This window comes from Pseudomonas sp. HP_14 (assembly GCF_055283875.1).
Genome location: NZ_JBTOQI010000043.1, coordinates 198,858 through 215,362, shown reverse-complemented (window position 1 = coordinate 215,362; position 16,505 = coordinate 198,858). Strand labels below are relative to the sequence as shown.

Below are 16,505 nucleotides of genomic sequence, written 5' to 3'. Positions count from 1 at the left end.
CTTCTAAAAAGCACAGAACTTGAAAATCAGTAGTCGGAGAAATACATGAACAAACGGAAAATGATCGGTGCAAAGTCAGCCCTTGCGTTGCTGGCACTGGCCGTCTCGCAGGTCCACGCAGCCACCAGCCCTGCGCTGGATGAAGGCAAAGTCAGCCGCGCCGAAAAAGCCGCAGAAAAAACCCTGGCCAAAATGACCATGGAAGAAAAACTGGCCTACATCGGCGGTATCGGTGGCTGGGACGTGAAGCCCCTGACTCAATATGGCGTGCCACAGATTCACGGTACGGATGGCGGCATCGGCGTCCGCTACACCAGCGAAGGCAACGCTCAGGGCGTGGTCTACCCGTCCGGCCCTAACCTGGCCGCCACCTGGAACCCGCGGCGTGCAATCGATCTGGGTCGCGCATTGGGTTATGACACGGCTACCGGCGGCTATCAGTTTGTTACCGGCCCTGGCATCACGCTGTATCGCATGCCTTATGGTGGACGCGCATTCGAATACCTCTCCGGCGAAGATCCGTTCCTGGGCGCAAGCCTGGCTCCGGCCGTTATCAACGGCATCCAGTCGCGTGGCGTGTGGGCTAACGCCAAGCACTATGCCGCCAACGACCAGGAAAGCAGCCGCTTCAAGCTGAACCAGATCATGAGCGAGCGCGTACTGCGTGAAATGTCGCTGCCAGCCTACGAGTCGGCGGCGAAGAACAGCAAAGTCGCGATGATGATGTGCTCGTTCCAGAAGATCAACGGCGAATACGCCTGCGAAAACAAGCATCTGCTAAGCGACATTCTGAAAGGCGAATGGGGCTTCAAAGGCTTTGTTCAGAGCGATTACAACGCCATCGTTCATGGTCTTCCAGCTGCTCAGGCCGGTGCCGACCTGGACATGATGGGCTACCAGATGAACAGCAGCGTGCTGAAGCCGTTCCTGGACAGCGGTGAGCTGAACCCGGCGACCATCGACGATAAAGTCCGTCGCATCCTCAAGCAGATCTACCTGTACAAGTTCGACAGCAAAGCGCCGTTGACCACGCACAACATGAACAGCTCCACCAGCAACAAGGTGGCTCTGAACGCTGCGCGTGAAGGCATCGTGCTGCTGAAGAACCAGGATAACCTGCTGCCGCTGGACAAGCAGAAGGTCAAGAAGATCGCTGTCGTCGGCAACCTCGCCAAATACGCACCACCGACCGGTTTCGGTAGCGCCAATGTTGAAGCGGCTCACTACATCAGCGAGCTGAGCGGTTTGCAGCAGTTGGCACCAGGTGCCAAAGTCGAGTTCATCGACGGCCTTTCTCTGGACCCGACTACTTCGGTCTGGTCCAGCACCAACACTGCTGGCAACGACGTTCAGGGCCTGAAAGCCGAATACTTCGCCAACGCCAACTGGTCCGGCGATCCAGCTGTGACCCGTACAGAAAAGCGTATTGATCTGGATTGGGCGAACGACTCCGACCTGCCTTTCGAAAGCAATACCGGCAGCTCCGACCCGTACACCAACAAAGGCTCGACTTCTGGCGAACTGAACGGGGACACCTCCTCCACGTCGATTCGCTACAGCGGCAAGGTCACTCCGACCCAAAGTGGCGAGCAAGTGTTCAAGGTCCGTGCTGACGGTGCAATCCGTCTGTGGGTCAACGGCAAGAAGATCATTGATAACGGCGAAGGCAATCCGATCCCGGGTAACAGCATTCCGCCAACCATTCCGGAATTCGCCAAAGTCGAAATGGAAGCCGGTAAATCCTACGACGTGAAGCTTGAATACTCGCGTCGTGCCGGATACCTGTCCACCATGGGCGGCCTGGTAGGCGTGCAGATGAGCTGGGCATCGCTTAACGCTCCGCAGGATCTGTCCGCGTATGACGCCGTAGTCGTCGCTGTTGGTAACAGCGCTGAGTACGAAGGCGAAGGTTTCGACCATAGCTTTGAACTGCCGGAATACCAGAGCCAACTGATCCAGAGCATCTCCAAGGTCAACCCGAACACTGTCGTGACCATGTTCGGCGGCACTGGCCTGAAAATGAGCGACTGGATCAATCAGGTTCCCGTAGCGCTGCATGCGTTCTACCCAGGCCAGAACGGCGGTCAGGCCCTGGCCGAGATTCTGTTCGGCAAGGTCAACCCGTCGGGCAAGCTGCCAATCAGTATCGAACGCAACATCGAAGACAACCCGGTCTTCGAGAGCTTCCCGAAATTTGCCAACGACAACTCGCTTGAAACGATGGACTACAAGGACGACCTGTTCCTGGGCTATCGCGGTTACGAGAAGAAAGGCATCAAGCCGCTCTACCCGTTCGGTTACGGCCTGTCGTACACCACGTTCGGCTACAGTAACATCAGCGTCACCCCGGGTGTCGCAGTGGGCAACACGCCGATCAAAGTGTCGTTTGACCTGACCAACACCGGCAAGGTGGGCGGTTCGGAAGTGGCTCAGCTGTATGTGGGTCAGCAGAACCCTAAAGTGGATCGCGCAATCAAAGAGCTCAAGGGCTACAAGAAAGTGTTCCTCAATCCGGGTGAAAGCAAGCGCGTAACCATCGAGCTGAACGACCGTTCACTTGCCTACTTCGACGAGAAGAGCAAGCAGTGGATCGTCGATGCGGACAGCTTCAACCTGTCGGTGGGCGCGTCGTCTCAGGACATTCGCCTCAACGCCAAGCTGACCAACTCGTTCCGTCAGGAACTGTCGACCACGACCAGCAACCCGCTGCCGCGTTCGGCGCTGAACTCGACGTTGCGTGAGTCGGCTGTCAAAACTGGCGGCTTGCTGGACCAAAACAGCGACAGTGATGAAACAGCCGAGTAATTGATCGGCTGACTCAGGGATAGAAATTTTAAGACGGGTTCAGGGACGAACCCTTATCGCCGCATCGACCCGTGCGATGTAGCTATCGAAACGCTCCACCAGATCCACTTTTTCCGGAAAGCGCAGCCACTGGATCTGCAAGCCGTCCATCATCGCCAGGATCTCCTGGACCAACCCCGGCAGGTCGACATCGGCCCGCACCTCTCCCGCATTGACCAGATCAGTAAACTGTCCGATCAGCCTGCCATGGATTAACTCGTAGCGATCCTGAAACCAGTTCCAGGCCGGATGACCTTCGACCAGGCTTTCCGCATTGAGAATGGTGAACGCCCGCACCACGCCGGGCGCCGTGGCGTTTGAACGGTTGATTGCGCGCAGACTCCCCAGCAAGCCGGTCAGACTCTTGTCTGAACGCACTTCCTCGGCGATCCGGCTATTGGCCCTGTCACGACGATCCAGCACGCCCATCAGCAGCGATATCTTGCTGGGGAAGTGATGCAACAGCCCGGCGACCGAAATACCCACAATCGAGGCGACCTGTGCAACAGAGGCGCCGCTGTAACCCTCAAGAGAAAAAACCTGCAAGGCCGCATCAAGCAGCTCTTCACGGCGTTTTTCGCCTTTGGGAGCGCGACGCTGTTTCGGACGATCAAGCGCTTCAGCCGCCACTCCGGGCGGGGTTAACTGAGTCATTTCAAGCTCCTTGCCAGACAGCCGGCTACCCTACCGGCAAAGACAAACCGTCGCAATCATTGAAGCCCAGCCATAAACTGAACGAACGTTCCAGGTTGGCACGCTATTTTCAAGGGTACTGGTGTCAGGCCGCCATTTGCCGCACTGCCGGACCAATCGCCGCACAAGGCGCACCAATTAGAAGTCTTGTACCGGTGTTTCGTCCAATAACAGTGCAGCGCAGACCGATACTCACGCTATCAGCAAGGAATTAGCCCATGTCCTATCTACTGCTGCTCAAGGAATCGCTGCTCGCTCGCCTTGCGATCAAAACTGCCACGCCGGAAAGCATCAACGTTCAGCCGGAACCGATGAAAACTATCACCGCTTCGGATGCCGACGCGGGTCAGGCGCATCTGGACCAGTTCGTCGATGGCGTGGAGTGGGAAACCCTACTGGTAGACCTGGCCTGCTTCAATGACGGGCCGGAGTATTCAGCTCAGGCCCGTTTTTAAGGCCGATCCATACCACTACCAGCTCTCCCCCAACCCGAGCAGCCCTAGAATCTGCTTGCGCAGGTCGACCAGATACGGATCATCACGATGCCGTGGATAAGGTCGATCGATGGTCAGTTGCGCCTTGATGCTGGCCGGTCGGTCGCTGAAGACAATGACGCGATTGGCCAGCAGCAGCGCTTCCTCCACGTCGTGCGTCACCAGCAACGCTGTGTAGCCCTGGCGCTGCCACAGGTCGATCAATTCCTTTTGCATGGTGATGCGGGTCAGCGAATCAAGCTTGCCCAGGGGTTCGTCGAGGATCAGCAGCCGCGGTTCATTAACCAGCGCGCGGGCCAGCGCCACACGCTGGGCCATACCACCCGACAGTTGTCGCGGATACGCGCGGGCGAAACTGCTGAGGCCCACCGTGGCCAATGCAGCATCCACTTTGCCGGAGTGGGTCTTGAGCAGGCCCTGAGCTTGCAGCCCTAGCGCAACGTTGTCCCACACGCGTCGCCACGGATACAGCGTGGGATCCTGAAAGACGACAACACGACTCGGATCGGGGCCGCTGATCGACAGCCCGTCCGCCAACAGCGCCCCGCTGTCAGCAGGCTCCAGTCCGGCAACCAATCGCAACAAGGTGGATTTACCGCATCCCGACGGCCCCAGCAGCGCGACGAACTCACCCGGAGCAACGTCTAGCGAGACGTTTTCCAGAACAGGCAGATGCTGCCCGTCCAGCGCAAAACCGTGGTTGAGATGCTCAATACGCAGCGCCAGCCCGGCGGACGTTGAAACCGTTGAAGCAGATGCAGTGGCTACCATTTCATGGCTCCTTGTTGCCAGGCGAGCAAGCGATCACGTATCAGGAACAGCCCGGAAATCAACCCGGAACAGGCCAGCGCCATGATCAACAATGCCGCATACATATTGGCGTAGGCGGCCCAGCCTTGTGCCCATTGCAGGTACCAGCCAATGCCTGACTTCACCCCCATCATTTCCGCGACTACCAAGGTCGAGAACGATGCGCCCAGCCCCATGAACAAGCCGACGAAAACGTGAGGCAATGCAGCCGGGATCGCCACGTTGAAAATCAGAAAGCCCGGCTTCGCACCCAATGTCCGGGCAACGTCGTAGTACGCCTTGTCGACACTGGCAACGCCCGACCAGGTGAGCACCGTGACCGGGAACCACGTCGCCAGTGCAATCAGGAACACGCTGGCGCTCCAACTGCTCGGGAACAGGAAGAAGCACAGCGGCAGCAAGGCGGTGGACGGCACCGGCCCCAGAATGCGCAAGACCGGATGCAGCCAATAGCCGATGCTGGTCGACCAGCCGATGGCGACGCCCGCGACAAAACCGGTAACGGCACCCAGTGCCACACCCGTCCCCAACAACAGCGCTGAATTGAGCAAGCTGTCAGCCAGCCGAGGCCAGTCTTCGATATAGACATCCAGCAGCGCTTGCGGCGGCGCAAAGAAAGGCACCGGCAGCACTGCCAGCTTGGCGGTGAGCAGCTCCCATATCCCTAACAATAGTGGCAGGGCAATCAGCCAGGCACCGGCGGGATGGGCCCGACGCTGCACAGCCGGAAACCAGCGACCGAGAATGCCCGCCAGGCCAATCAACGCGGCGACCGCCAGACACAGATTGGCCAGCCCCTGCGTCATCGGCCAGTTACGGGTAGCGTTAGGGAAATAAGCGATCAGCAGCGCGACGCCAATCCAGGCGACAACGGCCACCGCACCCTGCCGCCAGAATCTGGCGGGTGCTTGCTCCTGGGCAGCTATTTGCGGTGCGGCTTCAATTGAAGACATCGGCGGTGATCTCCCTGGAGAAGGCCACGGGGTCGGTGTTCTTGCGAATCACTTCAACCGTCTGCAAATCGGTCACGTAGGTGACGATTTCCTGGGTCAATGCTGCGCCTACCGCATGGTGGCCGTGGGTGTGGTCATGAAGGATGGCCTTCACTTCTTCGACCGACGTGTTCAGCGCGTGGGCCTGGAACCCTTTGGCGACGACTTCAGGGTGTTTCACGGAGTAGTCATGGGCTTCAAGAATCGCCTGGGTCAAGGCCGCAGCGACGCGTTTCTCTTCACGCACCAGCTTGCCGGTAACGCCCACCACGCAGCAGCTGAGATTGGCGTATTCATCGACCAGATTGTTCGACAGTTCGCGGGCTTTGCCACCCTGAATAAGCCGGTACATGAACGGGTCACTGCCGCTGACTGCCTGTACCTCGCCGCGCTCCAGAGCGGTGCCCAGCAAGTCGGCCGGGTACAGTCGCCATTCGACGTCACGCACTGGATCAACACCGTGTTTCTTGAGCAAGATCGAGAAGAAATTACGATCCGGGCTGGCCATGTCGGTCACGCCGATGGCCTTGCCCTTGAGGTCTTCGAGCTTCTGCACCGGGCTGTTGACTGCACTGAGCAGACGAAGGCAGCCGCCATGAGTGCCTGCGGTGAGTTTGACGTCGAACCCCTGCTCCAATGCTTTCAGCCAGCGTAAGGCCATGCCGACACCGGCGTCAGCTTTACCGGTGGCGATGGCTTCAAGCAGCACTTCTGTCGAGTTGCCGAAGTTGACCAGTTCGACGTCCAGATTGTGCTTGGTGAAGAAGCCCTGGCCGTGAGCAATTACCACCGGCGCCAGGCATACCGCGTTTAGATTGACCGCCAGCTTGAGTTTGCGTGTTTCGGCAAGCTTGATGAATTCCCCGGTGCCCGCGGGCTCGGCGTCAGCGCCGCCGACGTTGTGCCCGGCATGTTCGTCGGCAGCCCAGGTAAAACCGGGAACAGAAGCCAGTAACGGGCTGGCAAGAGCAACACCGGTCAGGCCAAGCAGACGACGGCGGGTGAGATGATCAAAAGCTGCCATGCAGGTATTCCTTGAGAAGTTATAAGTCAGGCCGCCAGCCGAAATCCCTTTCTTATAACTTTTCTCAAGGTTTCCAGTGACTGGTTAAAACCATATCACCGGAGTATTTATTCCGAAAATGCATTTAAATTATAAACTAATATGCAAACAGTCTATCGATCACCACGCCCTCACTGATCGTTGGGCAGCGTATCACTCCCCTCCGCCAACGCTCGCTGCATCAACACGGTGTCAACCCAACGCCCGTGCTTGAAGCCAACCGATTCGAAAACGCCGACCCGACGAAAGCCCAGCTTTTCATGCAGTCGCAATGAGCCATGATTTTCGCTGTTACCAATCACTGCCACCATCTGGCGCCAGCCACCCTGCACGCAGTGATCAATGACCGCGCTCAACAGCGCATGACCGATGCCTTTACCGGCCATGCCTTCTGCCATATACACCGAATCTTCCGCCGTAAAACGATAGCCGGGTCGGGGTCGATACAGGGTGGCGTAACCATAGCCAACGACCTCTCCCGCCAGTTCGGCAACCAGGTACGGCAGTTCGCGTGAGAGCACCTCAGCGCGGCGGCTTAGCATTTCCTCCACTGTCGGCGGTTGCAGTTCAAAGCTGGCAATGCCGGTCAGCACGTGGTGCGCATAAATAGCCTGTACTGCGGGCATGTCATCCTCGCGAGCGGTGCGCAGGATTAGATCGTGATTCATCTTGGTTCTCGGTAACGACTACAAGTGCGGCAATCATGACGACGCCCGGCACCTTAATAAAGCTATGATTACTCATCCCAAGCATAAGTAAAACTTTGCCATGCGGCCGTTGAACCTGAATCACTTGAACAGCTTTTCCGAGGTCATCCACCACGGCAGCTTTTCGGCTGCCGCCACTGCGTTGAACCTGACACAGCCTGCTGTGAGCCTGCATATCCGCCTGCTGGAGCAACGCCTGAACCTGCGCCTGATCGAGCGGGTGGGTAAACGTCTGAAACCGACAACGGCCGGGCTGACCCTGTTACGCCATATCGGTCGTATCGATTCGGTGATCGATGATGCTCTGCAGGATCTGGCCAGTCATGCCGAAGGCGTCGCGGGCCAGGTGGTCATCGGCACAGGCGCCACCGCGTGTATTCATCTATTGCCGCCCATCCTGAAAGCGTTGCGCACGGCGTTCCCGAAACTGGATGTGCGGGTTCGCACCGGCAATACCGAGGCGATTCTCAAGGCCGTGGAAGAAAACCGGATTGACCTGGCCTTGGTCACCCTGCCCGCAGCCGGACGTAGCCTGCACGTCACAGCTTTGCTGGAAGACGAAATGGTCGGGATATTTGCCCCTGCACAGGCCGACCTGAATCTGCCGCTCGATGCCGAGACCTTGAGCAACCTTCCTCTGGTGGTATTTGAAACAGGCAGCAGCACACGCCTGCTGATCGATCAGTGGTTCCAGCATGCCGGTGTTCAACCTAAACCGGTGATGGAGCTGGGCAGCATCGAAGCGATCAAAGAGATGGTCGCTGCCGGGCTCGGCTACAGCATCGTGCCACGCATCGCGGTAGCCACCGCCCACCATCAGCGCAACCTGCAAATACATAGCCTGACGCCGCCTTTGGTTCGTACCCTGAGCCTGGTACTGCGACAGGACAAACCGGTCAACCGGGCGCTACGTGAGGTTGTTGATGCGTTGCGGGGACTGGCCGGAAATTGAAGTCGTATCGCTCCAACAAGTCTCATATTCGCTGAACGGCCCGCGCGGCCAGTAAAGGCGCGGGCGCGCAGGCAAAAGGTGCGAAGGCCAGACACACCGCAGTTGCGCAGTCCGATCCTTGGTTGTACGATGACTGTCAACATTTTTGAGCGACGCCGGTTACAGGCCGCTCACACCGTCATCGAACGGTCGGCAGATCTCTAAGACAGGCACCAGCCTGATTAAACCCGCAAATAAAAACAGGAGACACAGATGCCTAATGTTCTCGGCCACAACTTCATCGCAGGCGCACGTAGCGCACTTGGCGAGCCGCAACACAAAAGTCTCGACGCCACTACCGGTGAAGCACTGCCTTACAGTTTCTACCAGGCCACAGATGCAGAAATCGACGCAGCAGCCCTGGCAGCAAAAAGCGCTTTTGCTGAATACCGCCAGCTGAGCCCGGCTCGCCGCGCAGAATTCCTTGATGCCATCGCTGACGAGCTGGATCAGCTCGGTGATGATTTCGTTGCCATCGTTTGCCAGGAAACCGCCCTGCCGACCGCCCGTATTCAGGGTGAGCGCGGACGTACCAGCGGCCAGATGCGCCTGTTCGCCAAAGTCCTGCGTCGCGGTGACTTCCTGGGGGCACGCATTGACCTGGCACTGCCGGATCGTAAGCCGCTGCCACGCGTCGACCTGCGTCAATACCGCATCGGCGTAGGCCCGGTTGCTGTTTTCGGCGCGAGCAACTTCCCACTGGCTTTCTCCACTGCTGGCGGCGACACCGCAGCAGCACTGGCTTCCGGTTGCCCGGTTGTGTTCAAAGCGCACAGCGGCCACATGGCAACTGCCGACCTGGTCGGTTCTGCGATCATCCGCGCGGCAGAAAAAACCAACATGCCGAAAGGCGTGTTCAACATGATTTTCGGCAGCGGCGTTGGCGAAGGTCTGGTCAAGCATCCGGCCATCAAGGCCGTTGGCTTCACTGGCTCCCTGAGCGGTGGCGACGCACTGTGCAAAATGGCTGCAGAACGTCCTGAGCCGATCCCGGTGTTCGCGGAAATGTCGAGCATCAACCCGGTTGTTCTGTTGCCTGAAGCGCTGGCCGCTCGCGGTGATACCGTGGCCAAGGACCTTGCAGCTTCGGTCGTCATGGGCGCAGGCCAGTTCTGCACCAACCCAGGCGTTGTGATCGGCATCAGCTCGCCAACCTTCACCAAGTTCCTTGAGCAACTTCAGGAACACATGGGTGGCCAGGCTCCACAAACCATGCTCAACGCAGGTGGCCTGCGCAGCTACAGCAAAGGCGTTCAGCATCTGCTGTCGCACCCAGGCGTTACGCACCTGGCGGGTAAACCGCAGGAAGGCAAACAGGCTCAGGCTCAACTGTTCAAAGCTGACGTCAGCCTGCTGCTCAATGGCGACCCGCTGCTGCAGGAAGAAGTATTCGGCCCAACCACCCTGGTCATCGAAGTCGCTGACGACGCGCAACTGAAGAGCGCGCTGCAAGGCCTGCGCGGCCAACTGACCGCCACGCTGATCGGCGAGCAGAGCGACCTGAAGAAGTACCAATGGCTGGTACCGGTGCTGGAAGAGAAAGTCGGCCGCATCCTCGTCAACGGTTACCCGACCGGCGTCGAAGTCTGCGAAGCCATGGTTCACGGTGGTCCATACCCGGCGACTTCCGATGCACGTGGTACTTCGGTGGGCACTCTGGCCATCGATCGCTTCCTGCGTCCTGTCTGCTATCAGAACTACCCTGACAGCCTGCTGCCAGAAGCGTTGCAGAACGCTAACCCGCTGGGCCTCAAGCGTCTGGTCAACAGCGAGTGGAGCGATCAGCCCATCGCTTGAGACTGACCTGATCAGTGCTCTGTAAAAGAAACGGCGCGGCCCTCAAGCCGCGCCGTTTCTTTATGGGAACGTTGTGAAGAGCTGACAGCGCGTCAATGGGTGCGACTGGAAAGCGCATTTTTTCATCAGGTGGAACACCATGAACCCCACCCCGATTTCCGAACCAGCAGAGACCGACTCGTCCATAAGACGTCCGCGCAATCTGACTCTGGCGCTGGCCAATATCCTGACCAGCATGATTGAAGACGGCCAACTGAAGGTCGGTGACAAGCTCCCGCCGGAAAAACACATCACCCAGGAACATGGCGTGAGTCGTACCGTTGTGCGAGAAGCCATTTCCCATCTGCAATCCCATGGGCTGGTGGAAACCCGGCATGGCATCGGCACGTTCGTGGTCAGACAGCGCGTTGATCAGATCGACCCGCAAGCGGACCGCACGCTCAGCGACGTCATGGCCGTCATCGAACTACGCATCGGTATCGAAGTCGACTCCGCAGGCTTTGCCGCTCTGCGCAGGACTGAAGACCAACTGGCGCGCATGCACCAGGCGCTAAAGATCATCGAAGACCCGACGGTAAGCCGAGCCGAAGCGGCGGCTGCCGATTTCGATTTTCATCAGCAAATTGCGCTGGCCACCGACAACCGCTATTTCGCTGATATCACCGAACATTTGGGCCTGACCCTAATTCCCCGCAACCGGCTCAACTCGGCAGCCTTGGCCAATACTGCTATCGAAGACTACAGCGCCAGGCTGCGCCAGGAACATCACGACATCTACGCGACCATCGCCAATCGTGACCCGGACGGTGCGAGAGCCGCCATGCGCCGCCATTTGAGCAATATTCGTGAACGCTTGCGCGTCGCGTATGAGCGACGGGGTTCATAAAATCTGACCGGACAAGGCGTACCGGCTTTTTCGCCGGTACACCTCTCCCCTGCACAAAAATTAAAGCGAGAATCGTCCCACCAGCTTGTTCATGTCTACTGCCAGACGCGACAACTCGGAACTCGCCGCAGCCGTCTGATGGGCGCCGGTCGCGCTCTGGATCGACAAATCCCGAATGCTCATGAGGTTGCCGTCAACCGAACGAGCCACTTGGGCCTGCTGCTCGGAAGCAGTGGCGATCATCAGGTTCATTTCGTTGATTTCATTGATGGCTTTGGCAATCAATGTCAACGCGGTACCTGCCTCATGCGCCACACTCAGCGTGCCTTGCGCCTGCTCACAACTCTCGCTCATGGCCTTGGTGGCTTGCTCGGTGCCCTTGAGAATGTCGCCGATCATTTGCTCAATTTCTTGAGTCGAGGTCTGAGTACGGTGGGCAAGGGCCCTCACCTCATCGGCAACGACTGCAAATCCGCGACCCTGCTCACCGGCCCGTGCCGCTTCGATAGCCGCGTTCAAGGCCAGCAGGTTTGTCTGCTCGGCAATGGTACGAATTACGTCAAGCACCTTGCTGATGTCCTTGGACTGTACCGCCAGACGCTGAACATCACCGCTGGTGTTCTGCACGGTCTGACTGAGTCTCTCGATGGCTGTAACCGTGCTGGTGACGCGCGAAGCGCCAGTGCGTGTCGCCTGATCAGAAGCCTTGGCGGCGTCAGACGCTGAAGCTGCATTACGGGCAACCTCATCAACAGCCGCAGTCATTTCATTCACCGCCGTCGCCGCCTGATCGATTTCAGTGTTCTGGCGCATCAGGCCTTTGCTGGACTCTTCGGTTACCGCGTTCATCTCTTCGGAGGCCGAGGCCAATTGGGTAGATGAATCACCGATCAGCTTGATGGTGTCGCGCAGGTTTTTCTGCATGACTTGAGTGGAGCGCATGAGGTCGGCAAATTCGTCTTTACCGGTGACGGTAATGACACTGCGCAGATCGCCTTTGGCGATCGTTTCATTGACCTTCAACATGTCCCGCAATGGAAGGACGATACTTTGGGTAAACAAAATAGCTAGCACAACGGTCGCCAGTGCGGCAGCGACAATAATAACGATGACAAACATCAAACCACTTTCATAAGAGGCTTCGGACTCTTTTCCCGCATTGTCCGCCTCGTCAATATTCATCTGTACAAGCCCGCCCACCGCCTCTTCGAGCGGGCGTGTAACAGGCGTGACATTGCTATTTATATAAGCCAGTGCTTCGGCCGTTGCCCCTCGGGTAACAAGCGCTGAAACACCATCAAAAGCTGCTAGCATCTTTTCAGCGTTGTCAGAAACAGCTTTGAATAACTGGCCTTCCCGGTCACTTGCAACAAAAGGCGCATAGGTCTTAATTTGCTTTCTGAGCTCACCACTTACGGTATTAATGATCTGGATGGTCGCCGTAATACTCTGGGGGTCCGTCTGGGATATCAGTCTGCGGTTCTCAAGGCGCAGTCGGAGCATGGCGGCATTAATACGGTCTGCTACGACAATGCTGGCCAGGGAGTCATTTTCCAGGTCCGCAGCCGTCTCACGAATTTCGCCCATTTTCCAGACGGAAATACCACCGAGGGCAACCAGCAAAAAAGCGATAAACATAAAACTTAGCGTCGCGCGCACCGATACCTTGAGGTTTCTCATTGACAGACTCCTGTTTCAGTTTGATTAACATTCAACCTGAAACTATCGGCCATTAAAAATCAAGCTTGAGGGTCCGTGGGAGTAATGAGTTTTAAAACGATTAATTAACCGTGAAGACTTCCGCAACGAGCGTAAAAAAATGATTAATTGAAAGCGAAATGAAAGAATTCACCGCCAGATAAAACACCGTTCAAGGTTAACGATGCAGGCCGATAAAACACATTTAAAACCTTAAACTGATCAAACAGTCAGTTTTTATTCCGCTACCGCCAAATCGGTTCGACGACCATTAATCCATTCAGTTCGAACTCAGCCAGCGCGTGCGCCTCGAATCAAGACAGGCAGGCAATCGCCCGCCACACAGATAAAGGTGACGTCATGGAACTGAGCAAGCTGGCCGATCATGTGAAGGCGGGTGAGATCGAAGAAGTGCATCTGGTCGCGATGGAGGGTGGCTCCTACGTCATGCACGCGTTGAAGAGTGGCAAGTCTCACCCACTGATTAACGCCAAGGGAAGCACCCTGCATGTCGCCTCAATGGAAGAGGCTCGCAAGAATCTGAAAGGCGTCCCGGAAGTGCCGCTGTTTCTGGTCCAGCCAGCGGTTCAGGATGAGATGGTCGGACTGGGCAGCGTAGACCGGCAGCCCAACCGCGAACCGATCCCGTGGCGTTCAAGCCTGTGAGGAAGGCTCTATATCGAGAGGGTTCATACCGACGCTGCCCAGCTCATCACGTAACTCGTTGATCAACGCCAGTACGTCGTGCTGCGTCTTTACTTGATCGAGAGCAATGCCGATGACCATTAGATCAACTCGCCCCGATTCACGATCATAAATGCGCACACTCAAGGATGCATCGGCTCCAATCACGCACTCGCATGCCAAAGGCTCGAAACTGCCCTCGATTTCGTGACGGACCTGTGATAGCCAGCTCACTTCTGACCACCCTGTGGCCAGCCATCTTGAATCCGCAAGCGTTTTAAATTCTGCAACGGAGGCCCCTGACAAGGTCCAGAAAATGGACCGTCAGGGTAAAGAACGCCATGCGCGATCAGCCAGACGAATTTGCACTGATAGCACTAGTGCATTTGCACTTTTTGCTAGTGCTATTGCTTGCGATTGTCACTAGTGAATAGTGCACGCTCGCGTGCCCAGACAATTGCCTCAGCGCGACTGTGCACGCCCAGCTTGGAGTACATGGTTGCCACGTGGTTACGCACGGTATTAGGCGCCAGCTTGAGGCGCGCCGCGATTTCCTTGTCTGCCAGGCCTTCACAGATCAAGCCCAATACGTCTTTTTCACGACTGGTCAGATCTGTCAGCGAAATGCCCGGCAATTGCGGTGCCTTGCCCTTCTTGACGTTGGCAAGCTTCTCGATCAATGAACGTGCGAACCATGACGCATCCTGCATGACCTCTTCAATCGCCGCGATCAGCTCCAGATCGGATCGCTTACGCTCTGAAATATCCACGATCACCAGCAGATAACACGGGACATCCTGAATGACCACGGTGTCGGCAGACAACACGCAATCAATCAACTCGTCGCCACGCTTGCGCACCTTGAGCTCCATGCCTTCAATGCTGCCAGTTTTCTTCAATACCTCGAAAATCTGCTCGCACGTCTTTTTGCCATCGATGAAACCCAGCTCTTCCACGGATCTTCCAGTCAGCTCCTGAGCCGTAAACCCGGTGGTGTTGATGAATGCATTATTGGCTTCAACCACGAACTGCGACTCGGCGTTACACACCAGGGTTGGTACAGGGGTCAGGCGAAACGCTTTGGCGAAGCGCTCCTCGCTCTGTCGCAACGCGGTCTCGACCTTGCGACGGGGTTCCATGTCCATGAAGGAAAAGAGCATGCAGTCGTCTTCATTGATGTCCAGCGGCTGTCCGGCAACTATCACCAGCTTGCTGCCACCTTTGGGCAGCTTGAGCTCAGCCTGCATCTGCGGGATGGTGCCGCCATCGTTGAGACGCTCAATGGCCAGATCCTTGCGTTCGGCGTTTTCCAGAACGTCCAGCTCATACACGGAACGCCCGATAACCTGCTCACGGGTATAGCCGGTCATTTCCAGAAAGCCTGGATTGACTTTGATGTAACGTAAATCGCTGAGCCTGCAAATAACGGCCGGTGCCGGATTGGCAGCAAACGTTCGCTCGAAGCGTTGCTCGGCACTGGCCAGTTCGGTGGCGTCGGTGATAATCAGCGCCATTAACTCAGGCTCACCGGAGCGGCCATCCAGCACCATGCTCCGCACCCGGTGCACCCAGCATTTGTCTTCGTTACCCACCGGTCTGACCTCCACCACTACATCACTGAAGGACTCGCCCTCGGCGATACGGCTGATCGGGTAATTCTCCAATGCAAGCGGGTGATTGTTGCGATAGCGCAGGTTGAACCGCGAAGCATATTCGCTGACGTTACGACCCAGCTCCTTGACGTGGTTGACGCCGTGCATCTCCAGCGCGGATTCATTGGCCCACAGAATGCTCTGATCCAGCTCGATCAAGAGAACGCCATCAGAAAGACCACCAATGATGCTCTGCAACTGTCGACGATCGGTTTCTCTATCAAGGACTGCTTGACTCATGGTTCCTCCATTCCATGTTAAGAGCATCCGGCACGCTGCTGAATTCAAATGCTCAGTGGCCGCGGTTCGTTGCCCAATGTCGGTAGGACAGTCGACCCGCGCCACGAATTCAACAATTTTGAACGGCAGTCCGGATGCATCTAATTCGCCAGAAGAAAAGGTCTGAAAGCAAGCCGTTGATCGCGAGCGTCTCACCGGGGAGCCATCATTGCCCCGCGCGATTAACGGCGCGAGCGTCATTTCAAGACAGTCTTTTCATAACGCCCCGTTGATCAGTAACCCCGTAAGGTAACGGTTATTCCTCCCTATGCTTTAAAGGTCGGGGGTTGCATCGCAACCACCTGAACTGACAACTACCGAGGATTGAAAAATGAAAACCCAGGCATTATGGATGATGCTTTCTGCCCCCCTCACGCTGGTAACAAGCGGCATGGCTTACGCGGGGTGTGACCAGGCGTCCTTCCAGCAAAGCTCAGCAGCACAAACCTGCCAGCTACAGGCCATTTCGCCCTCAGTGGTGGACAGTGCCGTTTCATATTGTGATGTACAAGCGTCATGCCTGACCGGCACTACCAGCCCACAGACCGCGAATAACTGGAATTCAAAGGAGCTCGCTAACCGAAACACCAGCACCATCTGGATCGAGTCAGACAGGGTATCCACGCTCACCAATAGAGGTGGAGCACTCTCAAGACAGTAATGTGCACTACAACGCTAAAGCTGCCTGCCATACAGGCGGCTTTAGCACAGGGTGGCATATGACTGTTCAAGCAAAGTCGCTGCTCGCCATGGTTCGTCTGGACTACTCCGCCGAAGGATAATCAAGCCCGCTAGCGGCCTGAATCCGACCATTCCCGAAAACGTGACTGATTGCAAAAACAGTCCTGAGGGCACCAAACCTTTTTGGCCTCGACCGCTCAAAGCACAAAGCTCAACAAAAGCCGCCTGATCGAG

The 16,505-nt window shown here is 56.9% G+C and carries 14 protein-coding genes; 6 read left to right on the top strand and 8 right to left on the bottom strand.

What is annotated here, in order from left to right; translation table 11 throughout:
* Nucleotides 1-45 precede the first annotated feature (45 nt).
* Complete coding sequence (locus tag ACYASS_RS22775; protein ID WP_243248359.1) at nt 46-2,805, top strand: beta-glucosidase; 2,760 nt, start codon at nt 46-48, stop codon at nt 2,803-2,805.
* Nucleotides 2,806-2,844: 39 nt separating this feature from the next.
* On the opposite strand, the gene ACYASS_RS22770 is transcribed toward ACYASS_RS22775, so the two are convergent.
* Nucleotides 2,845-3,498: a TetR/AcrR family transcriptional regulator gene (locus ACYASS_RS22770; protein WP_243248358.1), complete on the bottom strand. Its 654-nt coding sequence runs from the start codon at nt 3,496-3,498 to the stop codon at nt 2,845-2,847.
* A 257-nt stretch (nt 3,499-3,755) separates the two neighbouring features.
* Between ACYASS_RS22770 and ACYASS_RS22765 the strand changes: the two genes are divergently transcribed.
* Nucleotides 3,756-3,992, top strand: coding sequence for a hypothetical protein (locus tag ACYASS_RS22765; protein WP_243248357.1), 237 nt, complete (start codon nt 3,756-3,758; stop codon nt 3,990-3,992).
* A 15-nt stretch (nt 3,993-4,007) separates the two neighbouring features.
* On the opposite strand, the gene ACYASS_RS22760 is transcribed toward ACYASS_RS22765, so the two are convergent.
* From ACYASS_RS22760 to ACYASS_RS22745, 4 genes are all read right to left on the bottom strand, one after another.
* A complete protein-coding gene (locus ACYASS_RS22760) occupies nt 4,008-4,802 on the bottom strand; it encodes an ABC transporter ATP-binding protein (protein WP_463587770.1) in 795 nt (264 codons plus the stop codon).
* Nucleotides 4,796-5,794, bottom strand: a complete 999-nt coding sequence (locus ACYASS_RS22755) for an ABC transporter permease (protein ID WP_463587769.1) — start codon at nt 5,792-5,794, stop codon at nt 4,796-4,798. The genes ACYASS_RS22760 and ACYASS_RS22755 overlap by 7 nt, the downstream gene beginning before the upstream one ends.
* Nucleotides 5,781-6,857: an ABC transporter substrate-binding protein gene (locus ACYASS_RS22750; RefSeq protein ID WP_463587768.1), complete on the bottom strand. Its 1,077-nt coding sequence runs from the start codon at nt 6,855-6,857 to the stop codon at nt 5,781-5,783. The genes ACYASS_RS22755 and ACYASS_RS22750 overlap by 14 nt, the downstream gene beginning before the upstream one ends.
* Before the next feature lie 170 nt (nt 6,858-7,027).
* On the bottom strand, nt 7,028-7,564 hold the full coding sequence (locus ACYASS_RS22745) for a GNAT family N-acetyltransferase (RefSeq protein WP_463587767.1): 537 nt from the start codon (nt 7,562-7,564) through the stop codon (nt 7,028-7,030).
* Between the two features lie 100 nt (nt 7,565-7,664).
* Here ACYASS_RS22745 and ACYASS_RS22740 point away from each other — a divergent pair, with 100 nt between their 5' ends.
* The 3 genes from ACYASS_RS22740 (at nt 7,665) to ACYASS_RS22730 (ending at nt 11,277) form a co-directional block, all read left to right on the top strand.
* On the top strand, nt 7,665-8,555 hold the full coding sequence (locus ACYASS_RS22740; RefSeq protein ID WP_463587766.1) for a LysR family transcriptional regulator: 891 nt from the start codon (nt 7,665-7,667) through the stop codon (nt 8,553-8,555).
* Between the two features lie 252 nt (nt 8,556-8,807).
* A complete protein-coding gene (locus ACYASS_RS22735; RefSeq protein ID WP_463587765.1) occupies nt 8,808-10,391 on the top strand; it encodes an aldehyde dehydrogenase (NADP(+)) in 1,584 nt (527 codons plus the stop codon).
* Nucleotides 10,392-10,530: 139 nt separating this feature from the next.
* The gene (locus ACYASS_RS22730) at nt 10,531-11,277 is read left to right on the top strand and encodes a FadR/GntR family transcriptional regulator (protein ID WP_463587764.1); all 747 of its coding nucleotides are present in this window, start codon (nt 10,531-10,533) and stop codon (nt 11,275-11,277) included.
* 60 nt (nt 11,278-11,337) lie between these two features.
* Here the strand turns inward: ACYASS_RS22730 and ACYASS_RS22725 are convergent, their stop codons facing one another.
* On the bottom strand, nt 11,338-12,957 hold the full coding sequence (locus ACYASS_RS22725; RefSeq protein WP_463587763.1) for a methyl-accepting chemotaxis protein: 1,620 nt from the start codon (nt 12,955-12,957) through the stop codon (nt 11,338-11,340).
* A 378-nt stretch (nt 12,958-13,335) separates the two neighbouring features.
* Between ACYASS_RS22725 and ACYASS_RS22720 the strand changes: the two genes are divergently transcribed.
* On the top strand, nt 13,336-13,641 hold the full coding sequence (locus ACYASS_RS22720) for a DUF6482 family protein (RefSeq protein ID WP_243248348.1): 306 nt from the start codon (nt 13,336-13,338) through the stop codon (nt 13,639-13,641).
* On the opposite strand, the gene ACYASS_RS22715 is transcribed toward ACYASS_RS22720, so the two are convergent.
* Both ACYASS_RS22715 and ACYASS_RS22710 read right to left on the bottom strand, forming a co-directional pair.
* On the bottom strand, nt 13,630-13,893 hold the full coding sequence (locus ACYASS_RS22715; RefSeq protein WP_463587762.1) for a DUF1652 domain-containing protein: 264 nt from the start codon (nt 13,891-13,893) through the stop codon (nt 13,630-13,632). The two genes, ACYASS_RS22720 and ACYASS_RS22715, sit on opposite strands and share 12 nt — an antisense overlap.
* A 170-nt stretch (nt 13,894-14,063) precedes the next feature.
* Nucleotides 14,064-15,551 (bottom strand): PAS domain S-box protein, encoded by a 1,488-nt coding sequence (locus ACYASS_RS22710; RefSeq protein ID WP_463587761.1) that lies wholly within the window; start codon nt 15,549-15,551, stop codon nt 14,064-14,066.
* Nucleotides 15,552-16,505 lie beyond the last annotated feature (954 nt).

Bases quoted from the DNA above. Each gene is read 5' to 3' on its own strand.
- ACYASS_RS22755 (WP_463587769.1), bottom strand. From the start codon at position 5,794: ATGTCTTCAATTGAAGCCGCACCGCAAATAGCTGCCCAGGAGCAAGCA.
- ACYASS_RS22730 (WP_463587764.1), top strand. From the start codon at position 10,531: ATGAACCCCACCCCGATTTCCGAACCAGCAGAGACCGACTCGTCCATA.
- ACYASS_RS22740 (WP_463587766.1), top strand. From the start codon at position 7,665: ATGCGGCCGTTGAACCTGAATCACTTGAACAGCTTTTCCGAGGTCATC.
- ACYASS_RS22710 (WP_463587761.1), bottom strand. From the start codon at position 15,551: ATGAGTCAAGCAGTCCTTGATAGAGAAACCGATCGTCGACAGTTGCAG.
- ACYASS_RS22765 (WP_243248357.1), top strand. From the start codon at position 3,756: ATGTCCTATCTACTGCTGCTCAAGGAATCGCTGCTCGCTCGCCTTGCG.
- ACYASS_RS22725 (WP_463587763.1), bottom strand. From the start codon at position 12,957: ATGAGAAACCTCAAGGTATCGGTGCGCGCGACGCTAAGTTTTATGTTT.
- ACYASS_RS22720 (WP_243248348.1), top strand. From the start codon at position 13,336: ATGGAACTGAGCAAGCTGGCCGATCATGTGAAGGCGGGTGAGATCGAA.
- ACYASS_RS22750 (WP_463587768.1), bottom strand. From the start codon at position 6,857: ATGGCAGCTTTTGATCATCTCACCCGCCGTCGTCTGCTTGGCCTGACC.
- ACYASS_RS22770 (WP_243248358.1), bottom strand. From the start codon at position 3,498: ATGACTCAGTTAACCCCGCCCGGAGTGGCGGCTGAAGCGCTTGATCGT.
- ACYASS_RS22735 (WP_463587765.1), top strand. From the start codon at position 8,808: ATGCCTAATGTTCTCGGCCACAACTTCATCGCAGGCGCACGTAGCGCA.
- ACYASS_RS22745 (WP_463587767.1), bottom strand. From the start codon at position 7,564: ATGAATCACGATCTAATCCTGCGCACCGCTCGCGAGGATGACATGCCC.
- ACYASS_RS22775 (WP_243248359.1), top strand. From the start codon at position 46: ATGAACAAACGGAAAATGATCGGTGCAAAGTCAGCCCTTGCGTTGCTG.
- ACYASS_RS22760 (WP_463587770.1), bottom strand. From the start codon at position 4,802: ATGGTAGCCACTGCATCTGCTTCAACGGTTTCAACGTCCGCCGGGCTG.